The sequence below is a fragment of the Streptomyces sp. AB3(2024) genome (assembly GCF_041862025.1).
Taxonomy (GTDB): Bacteria; Actinomycetota; Actinomycetes; order Streptomycetales; family Streptomycetaceae; genus Streptomyces.
This window is the reverse complement of record NZ_JBGWAB010000002.1, coordinates 157,115-176,550: the sequence shown is the minus strand read 5'-3', so window position 1 is coordinate 176,550 and position 19,436 is coordinate 157,115. Positions and strand designations below refer to the sequence as shown.

Here is a 19,436-nt window from a genome sequence, read left to right as displayed (position 1 = left end):
CGCGCGGCGGCCACGGCCGGGCCGGCGGCAGCCTGGGCCGCGGCCGGACCGCCGAGCAGAAGAGCCGCGGCCGCGGCCGCCGGGACGTACGGGGTGCGCTTCATCGCTGGACCTCCTCGGCCGGCCCGGGGGCGGCCGGCGGTGAGCGGTACCTGCCGGTGTCACCCGCCCATTCTGCGGCCGCTCGTCCGGCTCGGCGCGGCGGAGGTCCGGCGCCGGCCGGAGCGCGAGGGGATCCGGCTACACCTTCCCGCGGTTCTCGCGCAGGTGCTCCGCGACGGGGCGCAGCGATTCGCGCAGGGCCGTCAGGGCCTGCGGCGGCAGCAGGTCGATGAAGTGCTCCCGCACCGATGCCACGTGGTGCGGGGCCACCTTGCGCATGGTGTCCATGCCCTCGTCCGTGAGCACCGCGTACAGGCCGCGGCGGTCGGACTCGCAGTTCACCCGGCGCACCAGGCCCGCCGTCTCCATGCGGGTGATCTGGTGGGACAGCCGGCTCTTGGACTGCAGCGTGGCGGTGGCCAGATCGCTCATGCGCATCCGGTGGCCGTCCGACTCCGAGAGGTTCACGAGGATCTCGTAGTCGTTGTTGGTGAGCCCGAAGGGCTGGAGATCCTTTTCCAGCTGGTGCATCAGCAGTCTGCTGACGTCCAGATGGGTGCGCCAGGCGCACTGTTCGGCGTCGGTCAGCCAGCGGGTGGCCGTCTCGGTCTCGATGGTCTCCATGAATGAACTCTACCTAAGAAGTTGAATTACGTACAAAAATAGGAAGATGTGCGGAGTCTCACAGTCCGAGTCGCCGCTGGAGGTCGCCCAGCTGCCCCGGCATCCGCGGCACGCCCAGCTGACCCAGCGGGCCCTGGCCGGCCCCCGGAACGCCCTGGGTGTTGCCCGTGGCCGCACCGGCGCCCACCGCGCCCACCGACTGCTCCGCCATCAGCATCTCCGACGACTGGAGCAGTACCGTCCCCGCCCCGACGAACTCGAACTGGTGTTCCTCTCCCGAGGTGCCGCCGAGTCCCGTGAGCGAGCGCAGTCCGCCCATCACGCCCGTCATGTATCCGTGGTCGTAGTGGTGGCACGGGGACGGGCAGTCCGCCCAGCCCACCAGGGCCTGCGGGTCCACGCGCAGCGGCGGTTCCATGAACACCACCGGTCCGTTGGACGCCGCCACGAACTTCCCGGTTCCGATCAGCGTCAGGAAACCCGGGACGATGGACTGCTTGAGGGCGAGCGTGGGCTGGTAGGCGAGGAGGTTCCCCGACCGGATGGTCAGGTTGCCCTCGTCCAGGTCGTACGAGTTCACGTCGAAGGCGCGGTCCGCCAGGAGCATCTTGCCCTGCCCCTCGGCCACCACCCAGTCGCTCGCGTGCAGGGGCGAGTGGAAGCTGGTGCGCAGCAGCCGGTCGAAGCGGCCGTTGCCGATGCCGTTGAACTCGATGCGCCCGTAGTAGGCGATCATCTTGCCCTTCTGGAGGAACCACTGGCTCCCCTTGAGCTCCACGCAGAAGGTGTAGGAGTTCACGTTGTCGTCGGAGGGCAGGGAGTGCGGGTCGAAGACCGCCGGGCCGCCCGGTCCACCGGTCACGGGACCAAAGTTCACAGCTTCTCCTCCGAGGCCTGTACGAAGACGGCGCCCTGGCCGGACAGCTCCAGCTGGAACGCCTCGCCCGAACCGCGGCCGACCATGTCCCGCCAGCCCAGGGCGGCGGAGAGCTTGTTCCTGACGTCCCCGTGGTGGGCCACGTACGCCTGCGGGTCGACGTGGACCGGCCGGTTCGGGGTGATGGGGAGTTCCAGGACTCCGCCGTGGGCCATCACGGCGACCGCGCCGTGGCCCTTGAGGGTGGTGGTGAACAGGCCCTGGCCGGTCACCTGGCCGCGCACCATGCCCATGACGCCGCCCTGCGAGCCCATGAACATCGTCCCCTGCTGGAGGGTGCCGTCGAAGGCGAGCAGCCGGTCGGCCTCCACGTAGAGGGTCTCGCCCGAGAGGTTGACGACCTGGACGTGGTGGCCGCCGTGGCCGAACATCACGGTGCCGCTGCCCTCCACGGCCATCAGCGGCGTCTGCTCGTTCGCCACGCGGCGCCCGATCATGCCCATCACGCCGCCCTGACCGCCCGTCAGGCTCGGGGTGAAGGAGACGTCGCCGCGGTAGGCCAGCATCGCCCCGCGCTGGCTGTACAGCCTCTGCCCGGGGATGACCTGGGCCTCGATCATCTTCGAGTTGATCTCGCGGAACGGCATCAGACGTCGCCCCCGACGGTGTTGCGCTCGCTGGGCTGCACGTAGACCAGGCCCTCGCCCTCGAAGCGGATCTGGAAGGCCTCTCCGGACCCCTCGCCGATCAGGGTGCGGAAGGTCACGCCGGACTGGAAGGACTGCTGGAGGTTCCCGGTGTGCGCGATGTACGCGCCGGGGTCCACCGACAGCGGGTACTGGGCGCTGACGCGCAGCACCACCGCCGGGCCGTCGGACATGATCGCCGCCTGGCCCGAGCCCTCGACGGTCGTCGTGAACAGACCGTTGCCCGTGCTCGCGCCGCGCAGGCCGGTGAACGTGGTGCCGGTGCGCAGGCCGGCGTCGGTGCACAGCAGGTTGCTGGACTCGACGTGGAGCTTCTCGCCGCGCAGATTGACCAGATTGATCTCACTCGCCCGGTCCGCGAAGTAGCAGGTGCCGTGTCCCTGCACCTCCATCACGGTCATCTGTTCACCCGTCAGGCGACGGGTCACCATTCCGCGGAGGCCTTCGCCACCGCCGGTCATCTTCTTGAAGGCCATCTGGCCGTCGTACGCGACCATGGCGCCGTTCTTCGCTTTCACGGCGTCACCGGTCAGGTCGACGGCGAGCACCTTGCTGCCTTGGAGTCGGAACTGAGCCACGGGGACGAAGGTATCGGCAGCGGGCGGGCCCGAACAGGGTCCCGTGGCCGATATGCGCCACACTCTCCCGACTCCGGGGGATCCGGGGGGACCCGCCACAAGATCTTCCGTGACGGCTGAGACACTGGGAAGGACCCCCGGCCTCCTCCCGCGAAGGTTCCACGTGGACATCCAGACCGCTTCCGCCCTGCACCGGCTGCGCCTCATCTCCGTTCCGGAAGCCCTGTCGTTCCCGGCGCTGCTGATCTTCGGCTCGGTGCTCAGCCGGGTGTCGGACATCGACTACCTGATGATGCCGCTCGGGATCCTGCACGGGATCCTGTTCGTGATCTACGCGATCTTCCTGCTCGACGTGTGGAACAAGGCGAAGTGGCCGGCCAAGAAGGTGGCCCTGTTCTTCCTGTTCGCGCTGCTGCCCTTCGGCGGCCTGTACGGGGACAAGCTGCTCAAGCGCGACGAGGCCGACAGCGTCATCGCGGCCCGCGCCCGTGAGGCGGCCCAGGCGTGATCGTCGCGTTCTCGGTGACCCCGCTGGGGGTCGGTGAAGAGGTCGGCGAGTACGTCGCCGACGCGGTCCGCGTGGTGCGCGAGTCCGGGCTGGCGAACCGCACCGACGCCATGTTCACCACCGTCGAAGGCGAACGAGTGTACCTCTGAGTACATGAGAGCCCCGCCCGACTGTGACATGTGCCGGACGGGGCTCGTGACGGGCTCAGCGGTTCAGGCCCCGGTTGATCGTCCAGTACGTGCGGTCCCCGCGCCGTCGTGCATGTACGCCCAACCCGTCACGGGCAGTGAGTCTCGCAGTTCCACATGGCCTGTAGGCAGCGCAGGCACTCACAAGGCGGGAACACGTCCCCGAAGCCCTCCCCGTAGCCCTCACGGCGGAAGCGCGCCACGTCGATTGGGTCGCGCACCAGCGGGCGCACGGGGTCACCGGACCGGAAGACCAGCGCGGGGCCGGCTGAGCCCCCGCTGAGGACGCGGACCGTCAGCCGGGACCGCCCCCTCACCGGACCCGCTCCACCACGGCGACTTCCGAGAACTCCCGCAAGAACGTCATGTGCCCCGTCCGCCCCGTGTGCTCAATGCACATGTCGGTGCAGACGTCCGCGTTGCCCGTAGGAGCGGCCGCCCACTGGCAGCCCGGGTTCAGGCACCGTGCCGTGGCGGTCGTCTCCGCCGACGGATGGCGGTGCATCACGTAGTGGACGAAGCGGAGGACGGCTCGAACGGTCATGCCGCGCCCCTGTCGCGGGAGTGGTTGCGCAGCTCGGTACGCAGCGACTCGACAGCGCCCAGGTTTCCGACCGCTTCGGCCACCTTTAGATCAGCGTCCAGCGCGCGGCACACTCCGCATTCATGGGCGGGAGGCTCCGAAGCCTCCGGCCGGGTCGCTTCCTGTCGTGCGGCCGTCGCCATGATGTACCTCCGCGTCACCCTCGGTGCGGGCATCGTTACGCCGCCGGGAGGCTCGGCCTAGTGTGATCCGTAGTGGCAACGACCTCCTGGCCCCGGAATCCCTCTGTCTAGTGGCATGGCTAGTAGCAAGATGGCCGCATGGACATCGGGGAGCTGATTCGAGATCTCCGCACGGCTCGTGGCTGGAGCCAGGGGCGGTTAGCTTCGGAGATCAACAAGGTTCACGGCACGACGCTGACCCGGGAGTACGTGAGCAACTGGGAGCGTTCTAAGGTCAGGCCGGGACCGTTCTACTTGGCCGCGCTGTCTGCCGTGCTCGACGTTCCCCTAGCTGTCCTTGAAGGTGAAGTGGACCGACGCGAGTTCCTAACCGACGTGGCCGGGCCGCCATAGCCCCTGTCGTCGCCTCCGATCTGATCAGCGCAGGATTCGCCGCCCGGTTGCGTGGAGGGCCGTCAGCAGACGAATGGGAGGCCAAGCTCGCGACGTACGGCACTCAGTACATGTCCATGGGTGCGGCGGACATTCAACGTCGGGTCTCCGGCGAACTTGTCACCATGCAACAGCAACTCGATGACCCCCGGCTGTGGTCGGTCGCCTCCCGCCTGATGACCCTCTACGCGAAGACGTTCCCGGGGTCGGACGGCTCCAAGGCGGTGCACTGGTACCGGATGGCAGCGACGGCTGCTGACGAGTCCGGCAACGACGAAGCGCGCGTGTGGGTCCGGGGCCGTGCGGCTATCGCCCTGGGCTACGAAGGCGCGTCCCTCGGGGTCGCTGACGTACTGGCCGACCAAGCCATGGCGATATCGGGTCGCCCCTCCCTGGGCCTCCTCAACGCCGTGATGGGCAAGGCGCACACGGCAGCGATCCGAGGGGATCGGACAACAGCGCTCCACCTGGCGGACCGTGGCCGGCGCATCTTCGACAAGGCGGGGTCGCACGAGCAGACCAGTGACTACGCCGTGCCTTGGTGGCGGATGAACGTCTTCCTGTCCCTCCTCCTGGCCCGTCTGGGAGACGAACGGGGAGCCGTGGAAGCGCAGGAAGCAGCACGCCGGGAACTCCCCGCAGAACTGCCCCGGTTCACGACACACCTAGAGATGCCCCGGGGGCTCATGCTCGCCCGGTCCGGAGACCTCTTGGGCGGAGCCGACTACGCCCGGACAGCGCTGGACGCCTTGCCGCCGGAGAAGCACTCCCTGACGCTGCGCTTGCTCATGGCGGAGATCGAACAGACCTGACGGCCGGGCAGGACTGCCACCGTCTTCCGGCCCTTGAGCAGGGTGATTCAGGGTCCTCCTCACCCCATCGCGGGGCCGTTGTTGGGTGGTGGCGGAGTCGTTTCAGCTGGTCAGCGCCAAGCAAGGGGCGAAAAACGGCGGTGCACCCAGCGCGCGCACTGCGAGCTTGTGCCGGGATCGCTGCGTGCGCTGCCTCCTGAACTTTGGCGCCGCCCTACCCCTCCCTGCGGTGTTGCGGTGGATCTTTGAAGAATCTGGTTTGCCTTAAGAGTTTCTATATGCATTCAGAAAAATCCAAAGAATCACCGCAACACCGCACCTGTCGGGCTGCTGCTCTCAGGCCGTGTCACTCAGCGCCCGGTAGAGCGTGGCGCGGGAGACCCCGAGGGCCTTGGCGATGGCCGTAACGCTCTCGCCCTTGTCGCGGCGGGCCTTGGCCGCAGCGAGCTTGTCCGCGTCCATGACGGCCGGGCGTCCGCCGGTACGCCCCTGTGCCCTGGCGGCGTCCAGTCCGGCGCGGGTGCGGTCCTTGATCAGGCTGCGTTCGAACTCCGCCATGGCTCCCACCACCTGAAGCATGAGCCGTCCGTCCGGCGTGTTCGGGTCGATGCTCGCCAGGGCCCCCGTCAGCACCTTGAAGCCGATCCCACGGACGGTGAGCGAGTCCACGAGCGTCACGAGGTCGATCAGTGATCGCGCGAACCGGTCCAGCTTCCACACGCACAGGGTGTCCCCGGGGCGCAGGTAGTCCAGTGCGGCCGTCAGCTCCGGCCGGTCGGTGTTCTTGCCGCTCGCCTTGTCCGTGAAGATCCGGGCGCAGCCGGCCAGCGTCAGCGCGTCGTGCTGCAACAGTGCTTCCTGGTCATCGGTGGAGACTCGCGCGTACCCGATCAGGTGTCCCGTGGTCGTCGTCATACGCCCATCGTCTCAGAACCCGTCTCAAAATATCAACGGGTTTTGAGAGGTTCTGAGACGGGTTTTGAGGCACGGTTCGAAGGTCTGGGGCGCCTCCTCCCCGCCGTCTCGTAAACCATCGTTTCTGAGACGCCGCTCGCTGGTCACGCTCTGGCACTTTCTGGGTCGCCAGACCCGTACGTCCCGGCAGGGTCAGCCACTTGACGGTCCCCTCATACGTCGGCCGGGGTCGTCCCCCTGGTCCAAAGTGTCGAACTGAACCCTCTTTTCCTTTTCTCCTTAACGCGCATTAGAGAGTTGAGAAATAGGGGTCAGGTTCGTCAGTTGGCACCTCCTTCGACGCGGAGGGTGGCGATGGCGGAGGCTTCGTGGCGCGACGTGATCGACGCTGTGGTTGGGCTGCCTGCCGACGGGACCGGGGAGTGGCGAAGTGGCGGCGTGACGATGCAACGGCCCGCTGCCAGACTTCCGGCAACGGGCCGTGAGCGGGTGTTGGATGACCTACGCAGCCTCGGTCTCGACCCTGGCGATGGCGGCCAGCTCCGCAGCGTGAGCCTCTTCCCCGGTCGCCGGTCCCCACGTGAAAGACAGGCGGTCCGCGACTCCGCGCGGGTGCAGGGTCACGCGCATGTTCATCAGCCGGAGAAGGTGTGTGCGGCCGGTTTCGTCCTCCGCTTCCCACGCTTCCGCCATCGTGCGTCCGGTCGGAACGGACACCTCGCGGGTCTCCGGGTCGTGTTCGGCTTGCAGCCGGGTGTATGCGGCTTCCAGCTCCGCCGCCTTGCGCTCAAGGATCGGCAGCATCAGCGCACCGGCGGTGGCCATGCGCTCCGCCACCCGTTCGGCCTGCTCCTGGATCTCTTCGATCTCGGCCGACAAGTCGTTGCCGCCCTCAAGGCGAACATGCCATTCGTTGAACCTGCCGAACACGGTCAGGAACTCGTGCTCCACGCGTTGATCGAGGGTCTCGGCGTAGATGGTGGTGTGGCCTGCCTTGCAGCGGTAGAGCGGGACGCCCTTGTCCGACGTTCCGCCGTTCAGCTTGCAACCGCGATAGCAGCCGGCCATGCCGGAGCACATCGGCGTGGCGCGTCGAGGTGCGCGGTTCCTGCCGGTCGCCAGGGCCTCCATACGGTCCCGCGCCGCCCGCAGCTCCGCAGCGGACAGGATGGGCTCTGCGAACTGGACCGGGGTGACGCCGTCGGCCCCCGTGATCAGCTTTCCCTTGTGGTTGCGCTGGCCGCGCAGCGTCGGTGCCTTCAGCAGGCGTCGCCACTGCGGCTCGCTGACACCCACGATCCTCGCCGTGCCAGCCACCGTTCCGCCGTTGGCCAGGGTGGCCACAGCGTCCCGGATCTGTGCTGCCTGCTCGGGGTCTATCTCCAGGTAGGCGGCGTCGTCACGTCGCACGATGCGGTACCCGCGAGGTGCGCGTCCTGAAGCCCAGCGTCCTTGCTGGCGGCGCGTGGCGTGGCCCTCCGTGATACGGTCTTTGATCATCTCGCGTTCCCACTCGGCCAGTGCCGCCAGTACGACGGCGACCATGCGGCCGGTGGGGGTCAGGGTGTTGATCGTGCCGTCGGTCGTGGCGATCTTGACGCCGTAGCGCTCGCCCCATGACACGAGCCGCAGGAACTCGGAAACGCTGCGCGCGTACCGGTCCAGCTTCCACGCGATCACGAGGTCAGGCCGGGCGGCCATGAGCGCACTCATCTGCTGTCGCGCTTCAAGTGGCTTGGCGCCCGACACGTTGGCGTCGGAGTACTCCACGGCGTCGCTCGGGTCGTACCCATTCGCCGTGAGCCACCGCCGTGCCGCCTCTCGCTGCGTATCAAGCGACGCGGAGTCCTCAGCCTCCCGGGACAGCCGCAGATAGATCGCAATGCGCATTCCTCAATCCCCTCCCACCCCAGAACAGGGATCACCATGTTGTCAGAGTGTGTTGTCAGAGGTGCCCTCTTTCCGGCGAGTGGGACGAGGTCATGGACGTCGTCCGGCGCGCGGTGGCCGCCGTCGAGGCGAAGGCCCCGCGGGTGTCCTTCATCCTCAAGGCCGACATCCGGCCCGGCGTCACCGACGGGATGACCTCGAAGATCGAGACGGTGGAACGCCACCTCGCCGAGGGCTGACCCCCTCCGCGCCGGGGGCCGGGCGCCGCGGCGCGCCGGCTACGGGGCGCAGCCGGTCGCCAGTGCGATGGCCAGGGGCGTGCGTTCGTAGAGGACCTGGTGGCCGTGGCGGGACGGGATCAGCAGCCCCGCCGCGCGCAACGCCTTCAGGTGGGCCGAGACCGTCGAGGGCGCCAGGCCCAGGCGGTGCGCGAGGGCCGTCGTGGAGGCGGGCTCGTGCAGTGCGCACAGCACCTCGGCACGGGCCCGGCCCAACAGCCCGGCCAGCGCGCTCGGGGCCGGTCCGTCCGAGGCCGTCCACAGGGCGCCGACGCCCCGGGCCGGATACACCAGCGTGGGCTGCCACGGGGGGTCGTAGCCGCCGACCACCTCCGGCCAGACGAAGGCGCTCGGCATCAGGAGCAGCCCCTGGCCGCCGAGTTCGCGGTCGTGGTGGGCCCGTCGCTCGACGGTCAGCGTGTTCGTCCCGCCGTCCCAGCGCAGATCGGGGTGGAGGCCGTCGAACAACGCCTCCAGCCCGCCCGCCGCCAGCCGCCGGGAGTGGAACAGGACATCGGCCTCCAGCAGGGCCCGCAGCCGGGGCCAGTGCGGGGCCACCAGGGCCCGCCAGGCCGCCTCGGTCAGATCGGCCAGCTCCGCCACCGCCCGGCCCGGATCCGCCAGCATCCGCCGCCCGGCGGCGCTCTCCAGGGCGCCCGGGGTGCAGGCCAGGGAGCGGCGCAGGTCCTCGTGGGCCGCCTCCGGGTCCCCGGCCGCCGCGCGCACCCGCGCCATCTCCTCCTCGAAGGCCGGGGACGGGCCCGTCGGGGGAGGGCTCAGCAGGTCGGGGTGGTGCCCCCGGCGCGGCATCAGCAGCCACAGCGGACGCAGGTCCAGGCCGGCCGCGGCGGAGCGGATCCGGCTCAGCCAGGGCAGGTGGTACGCCTGCCGGTCCGGGCGCATCAGGACCCGTACCGCCTCCTGCGTCTCCCAGCGCGGGGAGATCCCGAAGCGGCAGCGCAGCAGATCGGCCGGGCCGAAGCGGAAGTGGTTCCCCATGGCCGCCCCTTCGATTCGCCCGGTGCCGAATGTCTACCGGCCCACCCTAGGCGGGCCGAGGCTGACCCCCATGTCCACTCCCACCCCTCCCCGTGGCCCCGCCCGACCACCCGCCCCACCGTGCCCGGCGCCCGCCCCGGCCCCCGCCCCGACCCCCGGCGCCGGGGCCGTACCGGGCCGTCGGGGCGAGGGGTACCGGGCGGCGTTCCGGGTCCGGGAGTTCCGGTTCGTGTTCCTCGCGCACCTGCTGTCGCTGCTCGGGGTCGTCATCGCCGAGATCTCCCTCACCGTCCTGGTCTACCGCGCCACCGGCTCCGCCCTGATGAGCGCGCTCACCTTCGCCCTCGGCTTCCTCCCGTACGCCCTCGGCGGCACCCTCCTCGCCCCCCTCGCCGACCGCCACCCCGCCCGCCGGCTCCTCGTCGCCTGCGACCTGCTGTGCGCCGGCTGCGCGGCGGCGATGGTCTGGCCGGGCACGCCCGTCGCGGGGATCCTCGTCCTGCGCTGCGCCATGGCCTTCGTCGCCCCGCTGTTCCAGGGCGCCCGCAGTGCCTCCCTCGCCGACATCCTCGGCACCGGCGAGGCCTTCGTCCTGGGCCGCTCGCTGCTGCGCATGGTCTCCCAGGGCGCCCAGCTCGCCGGCTTCGGCCTCGGCGGGCTCCTGCTCACCGTCCTCGCCCCGCGCGGGGCGATCGCCCTCACCGCGGCGGGATTCCTCGCCTCCGCGCTGCTGCTGCGCCTCGGCACCCGGGACCGGCCCGCCCGCGCCGCCACCGCCGGGGCCGGTGTCGGCGGGTCCCCCCTCGACGGGCTCCGCGCCGTGTTCGGGGACCGGCGGCTGCGCGTTCTGACCCTGCTGTGCTGGCTGCCGCCCTCCTTCGCCGTCGTGCCCGAGGCCCTCCTGACGCCGTACGCGCACGACATCGGGGCCGGCACCGCCACCCTCGGGGTGCTCATGTGCGCGCTGCCCGTCGGCGCCGTCGCCGGTGAACTCTGGGCCGGCTCGGCCCTCACCGCACAGACGCGCTCGCGGATCACCGCCCCGCTGGCCGCCGTCGCGTTCCTCCCGCTCCTCGTCTACGCCGTCCGGCCCGGCGCCCCCGTCCTCCTCGGGGCGCTGCTCCTGTCCGGGCTCACCCACGCCTACACCATCGGCCTCGACCGGATGTACGTGGACGCCGTCCCCGACGCGCTGCGCGGCCGGGCGATGACCCTGCTCAGCACCGGCCTGATGACCCTCCAGGGCGTCGGCATGGCGCTCGCCGGGGCCGCCGCCGAGTTCCTCCCGCCGCACGCGGTGGTCACCGGCGCCGCCGTGCTCGGCACGGCCGTCGTCCTGCTCCTGCTCTCCGGGCTGCGCGCCACCGCGCCCGGCGCGCCCACCGCGCCCCGTGCGCCCACCGCGCCCCGTGCGCTCCGCGCGCCCCAGGCCGAGGAGTGAGACGGGGCTGACCGCCAAATGACCGCCCGGTAGGGTCTGGTGGATGCCCAAGCCGCTCAGCCTCCCCTTCGACCCCATCGCGCGCGCCGACGAACTCTGGCGCCGGCGCTGGGGTCCCGTGCCCTCCATGGCCGCGATCACCTCGATCATGCGGGCCCACCAGATCCTGCTGGCCGAGGTCGACGCGGTGGTGAAGCCGTACGGACTGACCTTCGCCCGCTACGAGGCGCTGGTGCTGCTGACCTTCTCCCAGGCGGGGGAGCTCCCGATGTCGAAGATCGGTGAGCGCCTGATGGTCCACCCGACCTCGGTGACGAACACCGTGGACCGGCTGATGCGGTCCGGCCTGGTGGCCAAGCGCCCCAACCCGCAGGACGGCCGCGGCACGCTCGCGTCCATCACGGAGAAGGGCCGGGAGGTCGTCGAGGCGGCGACGAAGGACCTGATGGGCATCGACTTCGGCCTGGGCGCGTACGACGCCGAGGAGTGCGCGGAGATCTTCGCGCTGCTGCGCCCGCTGCGGGTGGCGGCCGCGGACTTCGAGGAGAACCAGCCCCGGGCCGGGGCCGCGTCAAGATCGCGCAAAACGGACGGTTAGGCTCGTGGCCATGAAACGAAGCGTGCTGACCCGCTACCGCGTCATGGCCTACGTGACCGCGGTCATGCTCCTGATCCTCTGTGCCTGCATGGTGGCCAAGTACGGCTTCGACACCGGCGCCGACCTGACCCTGGCGGTCTCGCAGGTCCACGGTGTGCTCTTCATGATCTACCTGGTCTTCGCCTTCGACCTGGGCTCCAAGGCGAAGTGGCCCTTCGGCAAGCTGCTGTGGGTGCTGGCGTCGGGAACCATCCCGCTGGCGGCCTTCTTCGTCGAGCGCACCGTCCGCGCCGACGTCGAACCGCTGGTCGAGGACGCCCTCGCGCCCGCGAAGGCCTAGAGCCCCACTCGGCCGGACGCCCCGGGGAAGGACTCCCCGGGGTTTCCCATCGACATTTACTAGGACGTCCTAGTAAATTCTTCGGTATGGACGCTGACGCCATCGAGGAGGGCCGCCGTCGCTGGCAGGCCCGGTATGACAAGGCCCGCAAGCGCGAGGCCGATTTCACGACGCTCTCCGGAGATGACGTCGACCCCGTCTACGGGCCCCGCCCCGGCGACTCGTACGAGGGGTTCGAGCGCATCGGCTGGCCCGGGGAGTACCCCTACACCCGCGGACTGCACGCCACCGGCTACCGCGGCCGGACCTGGACCATCCGGCAGTTCGCCGGGTTCGGCAACGCCGAGCAGACCAACGAGCGCTACAAGATGATCCTGGCCGCCGGCGGCGGCGGCCTCTCCGTCGCCTTCGACATGCCCACCCTCATGGGCCGCGACTCCGACGACCCCCGCGCCCTCGGCGAGGTCGGCCACTGCGGCGTGGCCATCGACTCCGCCGCCGACATGGAGGTCCTCTTCAAGGACATCCCGCTCGGCGACGTCACCACCTCGATGACCATCTCCGGACCCGCCGTACCCGCCTTCTGCATGTACCTGGTCGCCGCCGAGCGCCAGGGCGTCGACCCGGCCGTGCTCAACGGCACGCTCCAGACCGACATCTTCAAGGAGTACATCGCCCAGAAGGAGTGGCTCTTCGAACCCGAGCCGCACCTGCGCCTCATCGGCGACCTCATGGAGTACTGCGCGAACGGCATCCCGGCCTACAAGCCGCTGTCCGTCTCCGGCTACCACATCCGAGAGGCCGGGGCCACGGCGGCGCAGGAGCTCGCCTACACCCTCGCCGACGGCTTCGGCTACGTGGAGCTCGGCCTCTCCCGCGGACTGGACGTCGACCACTTCGCCTCGGGCCTCTCCTTCTTCTTCGACGCGCACCTCGACTTCTTCGAGGAGATCGCCAAGTTCCGCGCCGCCCGCCGCATCTGGGCCCGCTGGATGAAGGAGGTCTACGGTGCGAAGTCCGACAAGGCCATGTGGCTGCGCTTCCACACCCAGACGGCCGGTGTCTCCCTCACTGCCCAGCAGCCGTACAACAACGTCGTGCGCACCGCCGTCGAAGCCCTCGCGGCCGTCCTCGGCGGTACCAACTCCCTGCACACCAACGCCCTCGACGAGACCCTCGCCCTTCCCAGCGAGCAGGCCGCCGAGATCGCGCTGCGCACGCAGCAGGTGCTGATGGAGGAGACCGGCGTCGCCAACGTGGCCGACCCGCTGGGCGGCTCCTGGTACGTCGAGCAGCTCACCGACCGCATCGAGGCCGACGCCGAGAAGATCTTCGAGCAGATCAAGGAGCGCGGCCTGCGCGCCCACCCGGACGGGCAGCACCCGATCGGGCCGATCACCTCGGGCATCCTGCGCGGCATCGAGGACGGCTGGTTCACCGGGGAGATCGCCGAGTCGGCCTTCCAGTACCAGCGCTCCCTGGAGAAGGGCGACAAGCGGGTCGTCGGCGTCAACGTCCACCACGGCTCGGTCACCGGCGACCTGGAGATCCTCCGGGTCAGCCACGAGGTGGAGCGGGTCCAGGTCCAGGAGCTGGCCGCACGCAAGGGCCGCCGCGACGACGCCAAGGTGAGCGCGGCGCTCGACGAGATGCTGGCCGCCGCCCGCGACGGCTCGAACATGATCCCGGCCATGCTGGACGCCGTACGGGCCGAGGCCACGCTCGGCGAGATCTGCAACGTCCTGCGCGACGAGTGGGGCACCTACACCGAGCCGCCCGGCTTCTGACGGACGGTCCGCGAGGCCGGCCACCGCCCCCGCCGCACGGCGGGGGCGGTGGCCGGCCTTTCGCGTCCCCGGGGCCGGGGTCAGGGCGGGCCGACGGGGCCTCAGGCGGAAGCGGCGCCGCGCAGGCCGTGCATCAGCAGCGAGGTGAAGGCGGACACCCACAGCTCGTCCACCGGCTCGCAGCTGACCAGGGCGCGGTGCACCACCGTGCCGGCGATGACGTCGAAGATCAGGTCCGTGGCAAGGCCGGAGAGGGCCTCGTCCTCCTCGTACGGAAGTTCCCCGCGCTCCTGGGCACGTTCGCGACCCAGTACGACGAGACGTTTCTGCCGGTCCACGATCGCCGACCGGATCCGCCCCCGCAGCGCCTCGTCCCGGGTGGACTCGGCGACCACGGCCATCAGGGCGGTACGCGCCTCGGGGCGCCGCAGCAGCTGCGCGAACTGCAGGACCACGTACTCGATGTCGGCTTCGAGCGAACCCCGGTCCGGGAGTTCCAGCGCGTCGAACAGCTCCGCGACCGCGTCCACGACCAGCTCGCTCTTGCCCGCCCAGCGGCGGTAGAGGGTGGTCTTCGCGACGCCCGCACGGGCCGAGACGTCCCCCATCGTCAGCTTCGACCAGCCCAGCTCCACCAGCGCGTCCCGCGTCGCCGCCAGGATCGCGGCGTCCGCCGCCGCGCTGCGGGGGCGGCCGGTGCGGCCGGGCGGGGGGCTCGTACGCGGGGGGCTCGTACAAGGGCTGGGGTTGCGCATGGCCGAGACCATACCCGTCAGTAGCGGAACCGGCGGGGGGTCGTTCGCTGTGGTTCAGATCACGGGGCGCCCGGGGCCCGGGGGAGTTACGCTACGGCTCGTAGCGAAAGAGCGACAACCACGCGAAGGCTACTGGCGCCAGGTGGGGACCCGGCGCCGCACAACGGTTCGACCGATCAGCGGGACGATCTTTCGGGATCCTTTTCGTCGGCGCGCGCACACGGGGGAGGATGTACGCATGCAGCCCAGAAACATGTCCATGAGCGGCGTCGTCGACCTCGCCGCGGTGAAGGCGGCCGGCGAGGCCAAGGCCAAGGCCGAGCAGGCGCGTGCGGAGGCCGCCCGGCAGGGCGGCGCCGGAGCGGGCGCCGTGCCCGGTGGCGCCGTACCGCCGTCCGCGCTCGTGATCGACGTCGACGAGGCCGGCTTCGAAAGCGATGTCCTCCAGCTCTCCAACGAGGTCCCGGTCGTCCTCGACTTCTGGGCCGAGTGGTGCGAGCCGTGCAAGCAGCTCAGCCCGCTCCTGGAGCGGCTGACCGCCGAAGCGAACGGCCGCTTCGTCCTGGCGAAGATCGACGTCGACGCCAACCAGATGCTGATGCAGCAGTTCGGCATCCAGGGCATCCCGGCCGTCTTCGCCGTCGTCGCCGGCCAGGTGTTGCCGCTGTTCCAGGGCGTGGCCCCGGAGCAGCAGATCCGCGAGACCCTCGCCCAGCTGGTCCAGGTCGCCGAGGAGCGCTTCGGTCTCATCGGCCTCCAGGTGGACCCCGGTGCGGAGGGCGTGGCGGCCGAGCGTGCCCCCGAGCCGGCCGGTCCGTACGACGCCCTGCTGGAAGCGGCCGTCGTCGCGCTGGACGCGGGTGACCTGGGCGGGGCCGTGCAGGCGTACAAGAACGTGCTCGCCGACGACCCGGCCAACACCGAGGCGAAGCTCGGCCTGGCCCAGGCCGAGCTGCTGTCCAGGGTGCAGCACCTGAACCCGCAGACCGTGCGCGCCGAGGCGGCCGAGCGTCCGAAGGACCCGGCCGCGCAGATGGCGGCGGCCGACCTGGACCTGGCCGGCGGCCACGTCGCCGACGCCTTCGCGCGTCTGGTGGACACGGTCCGCGTCACCTTCGGTGACGAGCGGGACTCCGTGCGGGTCCGGCTCCTGGAGCTCTTCGAGGTCATCGGCGCGGACGACCCGCGGGTCGCCGCCGCCCGTACCGCGCTGGCGCGCGTGCTGTTCTAGGCAGGTGCCGGGCGCCCCTCCGGGCGCCGACGATTTGTTGACACGTAGATAAACAGCGGCCGCGCTTTACCAAAACTTGGTAATCGCGGCCGCTGTTACTCGCAGTAAAGCGAACCCCGTGAACTGTCCGGTTGGTTCGTTCTTCTCCCCTTCTGTCGTGGCCCTGGGTGACACCCTGTGTGGCCACTCGACGGCGCCGGGTCGCACCCCGGTTATCCAGCCGTTACCCGCCAGTAACGAACCCCCTTGTGCCCCGGCCGCGAATGGACCACGATCGGCGACGCTCGGTCCTTCCCGCAGAGCCGCTCATCCGGAGCCGCGGTGGAGGGTCCCCACCGGGCCGGCCGGTGGCAGTGGCACCGGCCGTGGGACAGGGGGGTCTCCACCACACCCGGCGGAGCCTGTCCTCCAGGTTGCGCGAACGCGTGGCCCAGTGGTTGTCGCTCGGGGGTGATCGCCGGTGTACGGGACGTGGCCCAGCCACACCCGGCCTCCTGCGCTCCTTCCCGAGGACGTAGCACTTCTCCCATCCCAGGACGGGCACGGCCCGGACCGGAGATGTACGTCCGAGAAGGAGGAACGATATGAGTTCTCAGGTTCGTGGCGGGACCAGATGGAAGCGCTTCGCGCTTGTCATGGTGCCGAGCATCGCGGCCACGGCCGCGGTCGGTGTGGGTCTGGCGCAGGGTGCCCTCGCGGCGTCCTTCAGCGTCTCGGGCCAGGACTTCAAGGTCTCGGCCGATGAGCTCGTCGGTCAGGATCTGATCCAGTACGGCAGCGTGGCGCAGGGCGCGACTCTGGGCTCCGACAAGAAGTCGTACCACCCGGTTACGATCTCCGGCTTCAGCTCGGCCAAGATCACCAACATGTGCCAGTCCCTGGTCACCCCGGTGCCCGGTCTCGGCAACATCACCCTGCAGCTGCGGACGGGCAACAAGGGCCGTCCCGCGGTGGCGGAGAAGCTCTACCTCGACGTCGCCGAGCTGGACGCGGACGCCAAGTTCGACTCGCTCGACATCGGTGTCGCGGTGGGCGACGGCAGCCACACGACCAAGCCGGTTCCCGGCACGGTCGCCGACGGCGGTCTGTTCTCGCAGCGGGCCAAGACGGCCACGCTGACGCACGTGCGTCAGAAGGCGTGGGCGACGACGGCGGGTACCTTCACCCTGCCCGACCTCAAGCTGCGCCTGCTCAGTGGCGACGAGCCGTGCTACCAGGACGAGAAGTAGCCGGTCCGTCCAGGTCGTGACCGGACGGGCGGGCGGCCGTCGCCGCCCGCCCGTCCGGGCTCCACAGAGTTCTCCGTACCACCGTTTCCAGGGAGCTGTTGTCCATGAACCCCCAGGCCCCGGTTCGCGCCGCAGACGCAGACGCCCACTGGCTCACCGTGGGACGCCTCCACTTCCGTGCCTGGAGAGGCCGGCGCCCGTTCTGGGCCGGGCTGTTCACCCTTCTCGGCGGCATCCCGATCATGTACTTCCCGTACGCGGACCTCAGGCTGGGCAACATCAGCCTGGCCATGGCGACGACCACGGGCTCCACCTCGCTGGTCATAGGCATTCTGCTGGTCACCCTGGGCCTGGCGCTCTGGTTCCAGCAGAACGTCCGGGTCTTCGCCGGTGTCGCCACGATCCTGCTGGCGCTGGTCTCGCTCCCGGTGTCGAACCTCGGCGGCTTCTTCCTGGGCTTCATCGCCGCGTTGCTCGGTGGTGCCCTCGCGCTGTCCTGGGCGCCCGGCGTCCCGGTGGAGGAGACCCCCGAGGCGGACGGCGAGGCGCAGCAGATGGCGGACGCCTTCCAGGGCATCCCGGCTCCCCGCGACACGGAAACGGCACGCGTGACCGAGACGAATGCCCACGCCGATGGCGGGAGGAACAGTGCGGGGTGACGAGACGCAGCGGGGCGTGGCCCCAGGCGCAGAGTCCCGTGAGAGAAAGGGCCCGCGCCACGCGGCGCCCAGGAAGTCGCTGCTGAACAAGCTCCAGATACCCGTCGGCAAGACGATGGCGCTGGCTGCGATGCCGACGGCGGTGTTCGTCGGGATGGGCATGGCCCCGAAGATGGCCCTGGCCGACGAGAAGGACATCCCCTTCGCGCCCGGCCCCTGTGTGACCCGGTCCGACGAGCCGGCCGAATCGGCCTCGCCGTCGCCCTCCAAGACGCCTTCGCCGAGCACGTCGCCCACCGCGACGCCCTCGCCGGGTGCGAGCGGGAGCCCGAAGCCGGTCACCGTCCCCGCGCCTTCCGCGTCCGGCTCCCCCAAGAAGGAAGCGGACAAGCAGGTGCCCCCGGCCCCCAAGCCGTCCGCGAGCGCGAGCACCTCGCCCTCCCCGTCCCCTTCGGCGACCAAGAGCACGAACCCGCTCGACCCGCTGGGAGTGGGCGACGCCCTCAAGGGCCTCGTCGACTCGCTCGGCAGGCCGATCAAGGACGCGCAGAAACCGGCCACCCCGACGCCCGCGCCCACCCCGAGCGGCGCGACGAAGACCACGGACCCGGCCGCGGACGCGATCCGCGAGGCGGCGAAGAAGGCCGGCGTCGAGGTCAAGGAACTGCCCCAGGACGTCAAGGACACCGTCAAGACCCCGAAGGACGAGACGGGCAAGGCCGCCGACCCGAAGAAGACCGCCGACGAGACCGACCCCGGTGCCTCGCCGTCGCCCTCTCCCTCGGCCTCGGCGACCACGGACCCGGACGGCAAGCAGCCCTTCCCGTGCCCCACCCTCGACGCCAAGGCCCTGGCCGACGCGAAGCTGGAGCCGGGCATCCCGCTCCTGCCGGACGAGCCGTGGTACCTGGACAGCTCTCTGCTGACCCTCTACGGCCTGGACTACGCGGGCATCGTCGAGGTGAAGACGGCGGGCGGCAAGGTCAAGAAGGTCCTGAAGTTCACCGCGGACTCCCTGGACATCAAGGACCTGTACCAAACGGTCGGAACGGGCGACAACATCGCCCACCTGAAGTCCCGCCCCGGGTCCACGTCCAAGATCCGCGACGGCAAGGTCACGATGTACACGGAGAGCCTCAAGGGCAACCTCTTCGGCCTCATCCCGATCGAGTTCACCCCGAACAGCCCGCCGCCCCTGAACGTCCCCTTCGCGTTCTTCACGCACGTCAAGGTCGTCCAGGCCGGCCAGTTCGGCGGCAACCTCACCGTCCCGGGCCTGAAGAACTACATCGGCCCGGCGGAGAAGTAGTCCCGCACGCCGCACACGGAAGTGGCCCGCACCTCTGAGGGGGTGCGGGCCACAGCCCGTTGCGGGGCAGGGTCAGGAAGCGGCCCCAGCTCCGTTCGGTCGCTCCAGGAGGTCGGCCTTCGCTTGGAGGTCCTCGGCGATGTCGTCCCAGTCGGGACCGAAGGCGAGGAGGTCGTCCGCGGCCTCACGCAGTAGCGCCGCGTCGTCCGGTCGCTGCAGGCAGGCGATCCGGTAGGCGAGGTTACGGGCCCACGGCGGCAGCCCGATGAAATTCTCCGCCTTCAGCGTGCGCAGCATCGACAGGATCTCGTCCGGGCCGGCGTAGATGATCGTCTCGACGTACTCGAACTCGGCGAGGCCGAACTGCTCGGGCGTCACATCGGGGTTGTCCTCGGGGACGACTCCGCGCCCCAGTTTCATCAGATCTGTCACGGTGATTCCCTGCTCCGTC

The 19,436-nt window shown here is 70.2% G+C and carries 21 protein-coding genes and 2 pseudogenes; 13 read left to right on the top strand and 10 right to left on the bottom strand.

What is annotated here, in order from left to right; all coding sequences use genetic code 11:
* Positions 1-240 precede the first annotated feature (240 nt).
* The 4 genes from ACEPPI_RS01710 to ACEPPI_RS01695 form a co-directional block, all read right to left on the bottom strand.
* Positions 241-717 carry a MarR family winged helix-turn-helix transcriptional regulator gene (locus ACEPPI_RS01710; protein ID WP_373913467.1) on the bottom strand — a complete coding sequence of 159 codons (477 nt, stop codon included), beginning with the start codon at positions 715-717 and terminating at the stop codon, positions 241-243.
* A gap of 67 nt (positions 718-784) precedes the next feature.
* Complete coding sequence (locus tag ACEPPI_RS01705) at positions 785-1,588, bottom strand: AIM24 family protein (RefSeq protein ID WP_373913466.1); 804 nt, start codon at positions 1,586-1,588, stop codon at positions 785-787.
* 11 nt (positions 1,589-1,599) lie between these two features.
* Positions 1,600-2,250: an AIM24 family protein gene (locus ACEPPI_RS01700; protein ID WP_356209668.1), complete on the bottom strand. Its 651-nt coding sequence runs from the start codon at positions 2,248-2,250 to the stop codon at positions 1,600-1,602.
* On the bottom strand, positions 2,250-2,888 hold the full coding sequence (locus ACEPPI_RS01695; protein ID WP_373913457.1) for an AIM24 family protein: 639 nt from the start codon (positions 2,886-2,888) through the stop codon (positions 2,250-2,252). Before ACEPPI_RS01695 ends, ACEPPI_RS01700 begins: the two co-directional genes overlap by 1 nt.
* Positions 2,889-3,051: 163 nt before the next feature.
* Between ACEPPI_RS01695 and ACEPPI_RS01690 the strand changes: the two genes are divergently transcribed.
* Both ACEPPI_RS01690 and ACEPPI_RS01685 read left to right on the top strand, forming a co-directional pair.
* Positions 3,052-3,396: a DUF3817 domain-containing protein gene (locus tag ACEPPI_RS01690; RefSeq protein WP_373913456.1), complete on the top strand. Its 345-nt coding sequence runs from the start codon at positions 3,052-3,054 to the stop codon at positions 3,394-3,396.
* Positions 3,393-3,530: pseudogene (locus tag ACEPPI_RS01685) on the top strand (MTH1187 family thiamine-binding protein); the annotation flags it as partial. The gene ACEPPI_RS01690 and the pseudogene ACEPPI_RS01685, both read left to right, overlap by 4 nt.
* A gap of 367 nt (positions 3,531-3,897) precedes the next feature.
* On the opposite strand, the gene ACEPPI_RS01680 reads toward ACEPPI_RS01685, so the two are convergent.
* The gene (locus ACEPPI_RS01680; protein ID WP_373913455.1) at positions 3,898-4,128 is read right to left on the bottom strand and encodes a hypothetical protein; all 231 of its coding nucleotides are present in this window, start codon (positions 4,126-4,128) and stop codon (positions 3,898-3,900) included.
* Between the two features lie 320 nt (positions 4,129-4,448).
* Here ACEPPI_RS01680 and ACEPPI_RS01675 point away from each other — a divergent pair, with 320 nt between their 5' ends.
* Together ACEPPI_RS01675 and ACEPPI_RS01670 are read left to right on the top strand one after the other, a co-directional pair.
* Positions 4,449-4,703 carry a helix-turn-helix domain-containing protein gene (locus ACEPPI_RS01675; RefSeq protein WP_373913454.1) on the top strand — a complete coding sequence of 85 codons (255 nt, stop codon included), beginning with the start codon at positions 4,449-4,451 and terminating at the stop codon, positions 4,701-4,703.
* A 164-nt stretch (positions 4,704-4,867) separates the two neighbouring features.
* Positions 4,868-5,554 carry an XRE family transcriptional regulator gene (locus ACEPPI_RS01670; protein WP_373913453.1) on the top strand — a complete coding sequence of 229 codons (687 nt, stop codon included), beginning with the start codon at positions 4,868-4,870 and terminating at the stop codon, positions 5,552-5,554.
* 336 nt (positions 5,555-5,890) lie between these two features.
* On the opposite strand, the gene ACEPPI_RS01665 is transcribed toward ACEPPI_RS01670, so the two are convergent.
* Together ACEPPI_RS01665 and ACEPPI_RS01660 are read right to left on the bottom strand one after the other, a co-directional pair.
* Positions 5,891-6,469 carry a recombinase family protein gene (locus ACEPPI_RS01665; protein WP_373913452.1) on the bottom strand — a complete coding sequence of 193 codons (579 nt, stop codon included), beginning with the start codon at positions 6,467-6,469 and terminating at the stop codon, positions 5,891-5,893.
* 501 nt (positions 6,470-6,970) lie between these two features.
* On the bottom strand, positions 6,971-8,359 hold the full coding sequence (locus ACEPPI_RS01660) for a recombinase family protein (RefSeq protein ID WP_373913451.1): 1,389 nt from the start codon (positions 8,357-8,359) through the stop codon (positions 6,971-6,973).
* A 68-nt stretch (positions 8,360-8,427) separates the two neighbouring features.
* On the opposite strand from ACEPPI_RS01660, the pseudogene ACEPPI_RS01655 reads away from it, so the two are divergent.
* Positions 8,428-8,598: pseudogene (locus ACEPPI_RS01655) on the top strand (MTH1187 family thiamine-binding protein); the annotation flags it as partial.
* Between the two features lie 39 nt (positions 8,599-8,637).
* Here ACEPPI_RS01655 and ACEPPI_RS01650 read toward each other — a convergent pair.
* Entirely contained in the window at positions 8,638-9,636 is a 999-nt protein-coding gene (locus ACEPPI_RS01650; protein WP_373913450.1) for a DUF5937 family protein, read from the bottom strand.
* A gap of 70 nt (positions 9,637-9,706) precedes the next feature.
* On the opposite strand from ACEPPI_RS01650, the gene ACEPPI_RS01645 reads away from it, so the two are divergent.
* From ACEPPI_RS01645 to ACEPPI_RS01630, 4 genes are all read left to right on the top strand, one after another.
* Complete coding sequence (locus ACEPPI_RS01645) at positions 9,707-11,077, top strand: MFS transporter (RefSeq protein WP_373913449.1); 1,371 nt, start codon at positions 9,707-9,709, stop codon at positions 11,075-11,077.
* A 43-nt stretch (positions 11,078-11,120) separates the two neighbouring features.
* On the top strand, positions 11,121-11,675 hold the full coding sequence (locus tag ACEPPI_RS01640; RefSeq protein WP_356209683.1) for a MarR family transcriptional regulator: 555 nt from the start codon (positions 11,121-11,123) through the stop codon (positions 11,673-11,675).
* Positions 11,676-11,685: 10 nt separating this feature from the next.
* Complete coding sequence (locus ACEPPI_RS01635; RefSeq protein WP_030235898.1) at positions 11,686-12,015, top strand: DUF3817 domain-containing protein; 330 nt, start codon at positions 11,686-11,688, stop codon at positions 12,013-12,015.
* A gap of 86 nt (positions 12,016-12,101) precedes the next feature.
* The gene (locus ACEPPI_RS01630) at positions 12,102-13,802 is read left to right on the top strand and encodes a methylmalonyl-CoA mutase (protein ID WP_373913448.1); all 1,701 of its coding nucleotides are present in this window, start codon (positions 12,102-12,104) and stop codon (positions 13,800-13,802) included.
* Positions 13,803-13,903: 101 nt separating this feature from the next.
* On the opposite strand, the gene ACEPPI_RS01625 is transcribed toward ACEPPI_RS01630, so the two are convergent.
* Entirely contained in the window at positions 13,904-14,557 is a 654-nt protein-coding gene (locus tag ACEPPI_RS01625) for a TetR/AcrR family transcriptional regulator (RefSeq protein WP_373913447.1), read from the bottom strand.
* Positions 14,558-14,795: 238 nt separating this feature from the next.
* On the opposite strand from ACEPPI_RS01625, the gene ACEPPI_RS01620 reads away from it, so the two are divergent.
* From ACEPPI_RS01620 to ACEPPI_RS01605, 4 genes are all read left to right on the top strand, one after another.
* Positions 14,796-15,788, top strand: a complete 993-nt coding sequence (locus ACEPPI_RS01620) for a tetratricopeptide repeat protein (protein ID WP_373913446.1) — start codon at positions 14,796-14,798, stop codon at positions 15,786-15,788.
* A 584-nt stretch (positions 15,789-16,372) separates the two neighbouring features.
* Positions 16,373-17,017 carry a DUF6230 family protein gene (locus tag ACEPPI_RS01615; RefSeq protein WP_373913445.1) on the top strand — a complete coding sequence of 215 codons (645 nt, stop codon included), beginning with the start codon at positions 16,373-16,375 and terminating at the stop codon, positions 17,015-17,017.
* 104 nt (positions 17,018-17,121) lie between these two features.
* Positions 17,122-17,676, top strand: coding sequence for a DUF6114 domain-containing protein (locus tag ACEPPI_RS01610; RefSeq protein ID WP_373913444.1), 555 nt, complete (start codon positions 17,122-17,124; stop codon positions 17,674-17,676).
* Positions 17,666-18,985: a hypothetical protein gene (locus ACEPPI_RS01605; RefSeq protein WP_373913443.1), complete on the top strand. Its 1,320-nt coding sequence runs from the start codon at positions 17,666-17,668 to the stop codon at positions 18,983-18,985. The genes ACEPPI_RS01610 and ACEPPI_RS01605 overlap by 11 nt, the downstream gene beginning before the upstream one ends.
* A gap of 72 nt (positions 18,986-19,057) precedes the next feature.
* On the opposite strand, the gene ACEPPI_RS01600 is transcribed toward ACEPPI_RS01605, so the two are convergent.
* Positions 19,058-19,417 (bottom strand): hypothetical protein, encoded by a 360-nt coding sequence (locus tag ACEPPI_RS01600; protein ID WP_373913442.1) that lies wholly within the window; start codon positions 19,415-19,417, stop codon positions 19,058-19,060.
* Positions 19,418-19,436 lie beyond the last annotated feature (19 nt).